The organism is Lysinibacillus sp. PWR01 (assembly GCF_043359455.1).
GTDB lineage: Bacteria > Bacillota > Bacilli > Bacillales_A > Planococcaceae > Lysinibacillus > Lysinibacillus fusiformis_F.
In genome coordinates, this window is the sequence record NZ_JBHERJ010000067.1 from 194,835 (window position 1) to 203,096 (window position 8,262).

An 8,262-nucleotide genomic window follows, 5' to 3' on the forward strand; every position below is an offset into this window, starting at 1 on the left:
ACTATACCCATTATAGTCATCTCGATGATGTCCAGCGATTGACATTTGGATATTGCGTTACAATTCATTTTTTACTATGGAGAGAGGATTTACCATTTAACAATGATAAAAGAAAACGCCCAACCAATTCGGTTAGGCGATATATCTTCAACTATTAGATTTTTGTAATAGCGATTGCTAAAATAAAGAACACTATAGCTAACACAATTGTTGCACGGTGAAGGATTAAATCCATACCACGCGCTTTTTGCTTTCCAAATAGTTGCTCAGCTCCACCCGAGATGGCACCTGATAAGCCTGCACTTTTACTAGATTGAAGTAATACCACAACGATTAACGCTAATGATACGATAACTAATGAAACTAATACTACTGTATGCATTCACTGCACCTCCCGAACTTTGAAACATCACAACAGACTACATTATAACAAAAAAAGGTTGCCATGACAAACTTAGCTTTATGTTTTGCGGGATTGTTTCCGCTTCATGCCTCTCTCCTTGTCGACTTATGCTACTATTTGTGGATGTCACTCCCTATAAATTAAATTATAATGGCAAAAATGAATTTTTTTGGAGGATGGGAAAATGAATAAAAAAATAACAGCGCTGCTTGTACTATGCTGCATGATTCCCTTTCTTACAGCATGCTCAAAGGCCATTGACATACTTCTTGATGAGGATGATGTAACAACTACGACCTTAGCAGAAGAAACAGAGAATGATATAAAGAAGCCAGAAAGTAAAGCGTTATCTGCTTCTTTTTCACCTAATGATCTTTTCTCTACCTCATTATTTAAGGTTGATCCTGCCTTACTACAATTCACTAAAAAAGTAGAAAAACAAGTAGCAAAATTTGAACAGCACTTTGAAGTCCCTTATACAGGGAAGCTAGCTTTCGAAGATTTTGAAGTGCAGTTGAATGACTTAAATAGCCTGCTTACCTTTGTTGACCCCTATACAGCTGGTTATTTTCTTACTTATGAATGGACTGCTTGGGAAACAGATGATGGCTATTTGGTGGAGTTGTCGATTGATTACTTAACAGATGCCAAGAAGGAGAAAAAGGTTGATCAATATGTAGATGCTTTTGCTGACCAGTATATTACGAAGGAAATGACAGATTTTGAGCGCGCTAAAATCATTAATGATACTGTCGTACAGTTAGCCACTTATACAGAACAAGGCTCTACTGAGGGACAAACGGTTTTTGAGCTAATAGATGAGGAAACTGCGGTATGTCAGGCCTATGCCCTACTAGCTTATCGCCTACTATTGGCTTCGGATGTGGAAGCGAAATATGTTTATGGCTATAGCGAGGATCAGCTACATGCTTGGAATTTAGTCAGTATCGATGGCAACTGGTATCACCTTGATACAACATGGAATGATGTGGATTCAGCGGAGCCTTATGCGATTTCCTATGAATACTTTTTAGTCAATGATGAAAAACTAAGCCAAGATCATTTATGGGCAAATGAAAACTATTTTGCTGCTACAAATAATGATTATGATTTTATGCATGATATGTGGTATGCCAATACTGTAGATGATGTGATTTATTATAATAGTATCAACGATAATATGGTCTATTCTTATAATTTTGACACCAATGAAAACCATCATATTACAGAAACGGCGTGCTATTATTTAGCTACTTATCAAGAATCCATTTATTGCAGCGACTATGACAATGCTGGCTATCTAACAAAAATTGATGTCCAGGACGGCTCTGAAGAAGTCTTACTCGAAGATGAAGTCCTCAATTTGTACATCGAAGCAGGCACTTTATATTATGAAACGATAGACGGTGCACAACATCAGGAAAATTTGTAATGCTCTCCAAAAGAATCTGTGTGACCTCTACATAGATTCTTTTCTTCCTCATTATTTACAGAATTACCATACTTCATTAACAAACCTTTAACGCTAGCTTTACACCCTTCCTTTACACTTACAGTTGAATTCATCTAAAGGAGGAAAATCATGAAATACGCAAAAAAATGGACTTCATTGTTTTTAGCAAGTGCAGTGACTTTATCCGCAGTTAGTATCCCACAACAAGAGGTACACGCAGCCGAAGTAAAAAAACCGACAAATGTCATTATGCTTGTGATGGATGGTAGCAGTAATAATGCTGTAACCCTTTCTCGTTGGTATAAAGGTGAAAGCCTCGCAATGGATGAAATTTTATCGGGTGCTATGCGCACGTATTCTGCTGAATCAGCCATTACCGATTCTGCGCCTGCTGCTACGGCATTAGCAACTGGCCATAAATCGAACGATAAATATATAGGTGTGCTCCCATCTGTGATTAACTCCCCTGGATTAGCGCAAATCGCTAAGGAAGATGCCTTCCGACCTGTAGCCAATGTGCTAGAAGGAGCTAAGCAGCAAGGTAAGGCTACTGGATTAATTTCTACTTCCGAAATTCAACATGCTACACCAGCTGGTTTTTCTGCCCATGTCAACAATAGAAGTCAATATGGGGATATAGCAGAGCAGCAGGTTTATCAAAATATTGATGTTGTCTTAGGCGGTGGTCTGGAATCACTATCACCAGGCACATCGAAAAATGCTCGTCAAGATGGCGAGGATTTAATCAAGGTTTTGAATGAAAAAAATTATGATCTCGTTAAAACGCGCGATGAGCTATTTAACAGTCAATCCTCAAAAATTTGGGGAAGCTTTGCGCCAAGTGCACTTGCTTATGATTTAGATCGTGCTAAAACAAGAGCATCTGAGCCTACACTTGCTGAAATGACAAATAAAGCAATCAATACGCTGAAAAAGGATGAGGATGGCTTCTTCCTCTTTGTAGAAGGTAGTAAGGTTGACTGGGCTGCACATGCCAATGATACTATTGGTATCATTAGCGATATTTTATCATTCGATGATGCAGTGAAAGAAGCGGTTGATTTTGCGAAGGAAGATGGTAATACGTTAGTCATCGCAGTAACTGATCATGGAAATAGTGGCATTACGATGGGGAACGCTAACACTACTAGTACCTATTCCAGCATTCCAGTTTCTGCCTACATCGACCCGTTAAAAAAAGCTACAATGACCATTGAAGGAGCTTTAAGCCAACTAAAAGAAGATCGCTCTAATTTAGTTGAGGTCGCTGCTCTTTATGGCTTAGATTCATTAACGGAGGACGAGCTTAAAACATTACAGTCTGCTAAAGACTTAGGCAATGAAATGGTAAAAATGCTAGCCAATCGTGCAAACATTGGTTATACAACAGGTGGTCATACGGGGGAAGATGTATTTTTATATTCATTTGGTCCTTCTAAATTGACAGGATTAGTAGAAAACACTGATTTAGCCCATACAATGGCACGCTTTATGGGCTTTGACTTAAACACATTAACAAATGATTTATATGTGCCTGCAACGAAGGCATTTACGGAAAAAGGATTTACAACAAAAATTGACTTATCGGATAAAGAAAACCCAACATTTATTGCACAAAAAGCAGATATCACAGTGAAAATTCCAGTCAACAAAAACACGATGACGTATGAACAAACTTCCTCAAACACGGCAAAGACTCATACATTTGATACAATCAATGTCTACAATGGCTCTGAATTTTATGTATCTAAAAAAGTTATTAATGAAGTGAAATAAAAATAATAGCACGAACATAAGTTGAGATTATTCCCTTATGTTCGTGCTTTTTTTACATAAGTAAACCAGCCAATAATTTGTAAACTCTACATATCCCCCCAAAACCTTAAATTTACCTTAAATTAATCTTATGATTTACTGAATTCATCTTAATTCAGCAACATTTTTCTCCACATTCCGTCAAATCAGTGTTAAAAACATAAGGTAAGGATTTTTAACTAGTAAATTACTATTTTTTTGAAAGTTTAATCCTATACTTTTTTTCATTGGAGGTGGACAAATGCAATCCATCAAGAATAATGAGTATTTACGCTTCATTGGCTTCACGCTGTTTTATTTGATTGTTTTGGTACTGCTGTTTCTTATACATGGCTTCCATGATATGAACGCTGGACCATTTATATATACGGAATTTTAAATAAAGGAGATTAAAATATGTTAGGTATTTTGGCAGCTATTGAACGTGTGGCCCTCCAGCAGCCACAAAAAACTGCTTATCAGACACACAATGCCTCCTTAACTTATAGTGAGCTTTGGCATTTATCAGATCGTCTTGCCGATTATTTAATGAAGCTTAAGTTGCGGAGACAACAACCTATAGTCATTTATGGACATATGTCCCCCCTACAAATTGTTGCGTTTATCGGGGCTGTAAAGGCTGGCCATCCATATGTACCTGTTGATTCGTCAACACCATCAGAAAGATTACAGCTCATTACAGAAGCTTCTGGAGCAGGTTTAGTATTGACAACAGAGCTATTACAGATGCAGATGAACATTCCAGTTATGGCAGTGCATGATATTCTGGATGCCTCCTCAAAGGACGTGATCCTATCATCCGCAACATGGGTTCGAGATGAGGATATCCATTATATTATTTACACTTCTGGTTCAACAGGTCAACCAAAAGGGGTTCAAATAACAGCTAGTAATCTAACACACTTTGTTAGGTGGATGCAGGAGCACTTCCCTTTACAGGAAGACGGCGTATTTTTAAATCAAGCACCTTATTCCTTTGATTTATCTGTTATGGATCTCTACCCAGCTCTTGTTGGTGGACACACACTTTATGCGATTACACAGCAAGAAATTGCTAATCCAAAAGCCTTGTTTGATTCATTAACGATGTCAAATACTCGTGTATGGACTTCTACACCTTCCTTTGCCAAGATGTGTTTGATGAACAAAGAATGGGACCAAAAACTCATGCCTGCATTGGATACTTTTTTATTTTGCGGAGAGGTTTTACCGATAGCGGTATGTAATGAGTTGATGCTCCGTTTTCCACAGGCAACAATTTATAATTTATATGGCCCTACGGAAACAACCGTCGCTGTATCCTATGTAAAGGTGACGACAGAGCTAGTAGCATGCTTCGAACAATTACCGATTGCCCCTATAACGGAGCCAAACGTATCCGTAGCAGGAGATGGAGAAATTATAATTTCAGGGCCAACCGTTAGTGCCGGGTATTTGGGAGCGCCTGAATTAACAGCGAAAGCTTTCCCGATCGTTGATGGAGATCGCATCTATCAAACTGGTGATATCGGCTATGAGCAGAATGGTTATTTGTTCTTTTCAGGTCGTAAGGATTTCCAAGTGAAATTACATGGCTATCGTTTAGAAATCGAAGAAATTGAAAAACAAATCAGTAACCTACCACCAGTTTCAAGCTGTGTCGTTGTACCTGTTTATAAAGAGAAGGAAATCATTTCTCTTAGTGCCCATATTGTTTTACGTGAGCCATTAACAGACGCGGCCTTCAAAACGACAAAGCAATTGAAGGCACTTTTATCGGCGTACTTACCTGCCTATATGATACCGAAAACGTTTAAATATATGGATGCTTTACCATTAAATCCAAATGGTAAGGTTGATCGTAAAGGATTGGCGGTTATGGAAACAGTATGACGCCTTATGGAAATATAGCATTTTTTGTGATCATCGGACTTTTATTACTACCTACCATCCTATTAGGGTTACGAGGCAAATCTTCGAAACGCTATAATCTTTTTGTCTCGGTAATTGTCTTAGCACTGATTTTCGGACATTCATTGAATGGGACCATTTCGCTTGTACTATTTACGGCCTTTCAGGTAGTCCTTATTGTGGCTTATCAGCGTTACCGACTTCAGCAAAATAGCGGCACTATTTTTATAATAGCTGTGCTTTTATCCATATTACCGCTTGTCCTTGTGAAGGTTCTGCCGATTCTCGGGTTACATCATTTATTTGGCTTCCTTGGTGTGTCCTACATTACGTTTAAAGCGGTGCAAATGATTTTAGAAACCCGTGACGGCTTGATGAAAGAGAAAATTTCTGTAGTAGAGCTAGTCTATTTCTTATTATTCTTTCCTACCGTATCATCTGGACCTATTGATCGTTGGCGTCGTTTTACGAAGGATTTTCATGCCGTGCCTTCCTCGGAGGATTACCAAAAGCTGCTATTAAGTGGAATTAACTATATTTTTGTCGGCTTTTTATATAAATTTATTTTGGCATATTTAATTTATAACTACACGCTTATTTATTTGCCTAATCATACGTATAACTATTTGACACCTTTTCAGGGGCAACTAGCGTATATGTATATGTATAGCTTTTATTTATTCTTTGATTTTGCTGGCTATAGTGCATTTGCTGTTGGGGTGAGCCGAATAATGGGTATCCAAACACCGATTAACTTTAACCGTCCATTCGCCAGCCGCAATATTAAAGATTTTTGGAATCGTTGGCATATGAGCCTTTCGTTTTGGTTTAGGGATTACGTCTATATGCGCTTTGTCCTTTGGATGACAAAGAAAAAGTGGTTGAAAAATAAATTTGCTATTTCGTATATAGGTTTCTTTTTACTATTCTTTTTAATGGGTATTTGGCATGGTCTCGAATGGCACTTTGTGGTCTATGGACTCTATCATGCCCTATTGATTATCAGCTTTGATAAATTTGAACGCTGGAATAAAAAGCATAAGCGTTGGCCAAAAAATAAATGGACGCATGCTATTGGCGTAATCATTACGTTTCATGCCATATGCTTTGGCTTCTATATTTTTTCTGGCACATTATTTTAAACAAAGGGCTGTAAGAGCCTGTTCACTAAAGGAGAATTATTAATGGATCAACAACAAGTTTTAGAAATGCTAGTCGAGTTATGTGAAGACGAAATTATTGTAGAAAACCCAGATATTGATTTATTTGAAGAAGGTTTACTAGATTCGTTTGGGACAATTAATTTATTAGTTGAAATTGAAAATCGTTTTAATATTTCTGTACCTATTACTGATTTCAATCGTGAAGAATGGAATACGCCTAATCGAATAGCAGGGAAATTAGCTGAAAGACAATGATCAAAAAAGGCTTTCTTTCTTTATTTATTGCATTCGCTCTTTTTACTGGCTTTGTCTTCTTTCCTAATGCTTGGATTAAAGCCTGGATATCCAATGAGGATGTGGAGCAAGCCAAAACTAACATGTCTCCACTTGTATTTCAAGGCACATATTTACAGGAGCGAATGTTGCAGGAGCCTAGTTCCATGCCTCTATATGGCTCCTCGGAATTAAACCGTTTTGACCCGTTCCATCCATATAATTATACGCGAGCAACTAACGCTCCGTATTCGACATTTATGATTGGACGTGGGGGCATGCAGTCCATTACCCACTTCCTAAATTTTGCAGCACAAGAAAAGAATTTAAAGGATAAAAAAGTGGTCTTTATCATCTCCCCGCAGTGGTTTACAGAGAAGGGCATGGGTGAATTTCACTTTTCACCGAATTACTCCATGTTACATGCCTATGATTTAGCTTTTAATCAGGAGATGGATGCCGCTCTTCGTAAACGAGCAATGGAGCGTCTGCTAGAATTTGATACCGTCAAACGGGACCGTCTCTTAAAGACCATGTTTCAATATCAAATGTCTAACGGCAAGGAAAAGCCAATTACTGGACGTATGGCCATGGTCGCAGGTCGTTTCCACAAGGAATTGCTAGAAAAGAAGGATTTATATTATTCCCTTTTCCCACGTAAAGGTCATGCATTAAAAAGTAATGACAAGCTCATTGCCAATCAAAGCTTTGAACAACAATTGCAGCATGCAGAGGCATATGGTGAGAAACGTGTATCCAATGACTATATGATTGAAGATCGCGCCTATCAGCGACTTGTAAATGCTAAATTTTCAAAGTTTAAAGATATACGGAAAAAAGAGGATTATACAAACTCTCCTGAATATGAGGATTTCCAACTAGTAATAGATGTTTTAAAGGATGCAGGTGCCAAGCCACTATTCGTGTCCATTCCGGTTAATGGCTATTGGTATGATTATAATGGCTATCCTGAGGAGCGTCGTCAAAAGTACTACGATAAAATGGAGCAAGTATTACAGGACGCGAATGTTGCCTATGTTGATTTTTCAGATCATGAATATGATCCTTATTTTATAATGGATACGATTCATATTGCCTGGAAGGGCTGGGTCTATCTCGATCAAGAACTCGATCAACATTGGTCACAGCCATAAAAAATAATCAGGACAGTCTAGCATTAGTAGACTGTCCTCATGCTGTTGAAAAAAGATGATGTCAACGGCAGAAAAAGCAACTTTGCAAGGTGAGAGGTTGATTTCCGTTCC

At 38.1% G+C, this 8,262-nt stretch carries 8 protein-coding genes; 7 read left to right on the forward strand and 1 reads right to left on the reverse strand.

Translation table 11 applies throughout. The features are described from left to right. Positions 1-154 precede the first annotated feature (154 nt). Positions 155-382, reverse strand: coding sequence for a preprotein translocase subunit SecG (gene secG / locus ACEVFT_RS14215; RefSeq protein WP_205445394.1), 228 nt, complete (start codon positions 380-382; stop codon positions 155-157). A 205-nt stretch (positions 383-587) separates the two neighbouring features. Between secG and ACEVFT_RS14220 the strand changes: the two genes are divergently transcribed. The 7 genes from ACEVFT_RS14220 (at position 588) to dltD (ending at position 8,151) form a co-directional block, all read left to right on the forward strand. Then, on the forward strand, positions 588-1,835 hold the full coding sequence (locus ACEVFT_RS14220; protein ID WP_393950482.1) for a transglutaminase domain-containing protein: 1,248 nt from the start codon (positions 588-590) through the stop codon (positions 1,833-1,835). A gap of 150 nt (positions 1,836-1,985) precedes the next feature. Next, positions 1,986-3,632, forward strand: a complete 1,647-nt coding sequence (locus ACEVFT_RS14225) for an alkaline phosphatase (RefSeq protein ID WP_393950483.1) — start codon at positions 1,986-1,988, stop codon at positions 3,630-3,632. Between the two features lie 280 nt (positions 3,633-3,912). Continuing rightward, positions 3,913-4,050, forward strand: a complete 138-nt coding sequence (locus ACEVFT_RS14230) for a teichoic acid D-Ala incorporation-associated protein DltX (RefSeq protein WP_004228095.1) — start codon at positions 3,913-3,915, stop codon at positions 4,048-4,050. Between the two features lie 17 nt (positions 4,051-4,067). Further along, positions 4,068-5,543, forward strand: coding sequence for a D-alanine--poly(phosphoribitol) ligase subunit DltA (gene dltA, locus ACEVFT_RS14235; RefSeq protein WP_393950485.1), 1,476 nt, complete (start codon positions 4,068-4,070; stop codon positions 5,541-5,543). After that, positions 5,540-6,703 carry a D-alanyl-lipoteichoic acid biosynthesis protein DltB gene (dltB, locus tag ACEVFT_RS14240; RefSeq protein ID WP_393950487.1) on the forward strand — a complete coding sequence of 388 codons (1,164 nt, stop codon included), beginning with the start codon at positions 5,540-5,542 and terminating at the stop codon, positions 6,701-6,703. Before dltA ends, dltB begins: the two co-directional genes overlap by 4 nt. Before the next feature lie 42 nt (positions 6,704-6,745). After that, on the forward strand, positions 6,746-6,979 hold the full coding sequence (gene dltC / locus ACEVFT_RS14245) for a D-alanine--poly(phosphoribitol) ligase subunit 2 (protein ID WP_016994756.1): 234 nt from the start codon (positions 6,746-6,748) through the stop codon (positions 6,977-6,979). After that, entirely contained in the window at positions 6,976-8,151 is a 1,176-nt protein-coding gene (gene dltD, locus ACEVFT_RS14250; protein WP_342441523.1) for a D-alanyl-lipoteichoic acid biosynthesis protein DltD, read from the forward strand. Before dltC ends, dltD begins: the two co-directional genes overlap by 4 nt. The last annotated feature ends 111 nt before the right edge of the window (positions 8,152-8,262 follow it).

Bases quoted from the DNA above. Each gene is read 5' to 3' on its own strand.
- ACEVFT_RS14230 (WP_004228095.1), top strand. From the start codon at position 3,913: ATGCAATCCATCAAGAATAATGAGTATTTACGCTTCATTGGCTTCACG.
- dltC (WP_016994756.1), top strand. From the start codon at position 6,746: ATGGATCAACAACAAGTTTTAGAAATGCTAGTCGAGTTATGTGAAGAC.
- dltA (WP_393950485.1), top strand. From the start codon at position 4,068: ATGTTAGGTATTTTGGCAGCTATTGAACGTGTGGCCCTCCAGCAGCCA.
- dltD (WP_342441523.1), top strand. From the start codon at position 6,976: ATGATCAAAAAAGGCTTTCTTTCTTTATTTATTGCATTCGCTCTTTTT.
- ACEVFT_RS14225 (WP_393950483.1), top strand. From the start codon at position 1,986: ATGAAATACGCAAAAAAATGGACTTCATTGTTTTTAGCAAGTGCAGTG.
- ACEVFT_RS14220 (WP_393950482.1), top strand. From the start codon at position 588: ATGAATAAAAAAATAACAGCGCTGCTTGTACTATGCTGCATGATTCCC.
- secG (WP_205445394.1), bottom strand. From the start codon at position 382: ATGCATACAGTAGTATTAGTTTCATTAGTTATCGTATCATTAGCGTTA.
- dltB (WP_393950487.1), top strand. From the start codon at position 5,540: ATGACGCCTTATGGAAATATAGCATTTTTTGTGATCATCGGACTTTTA.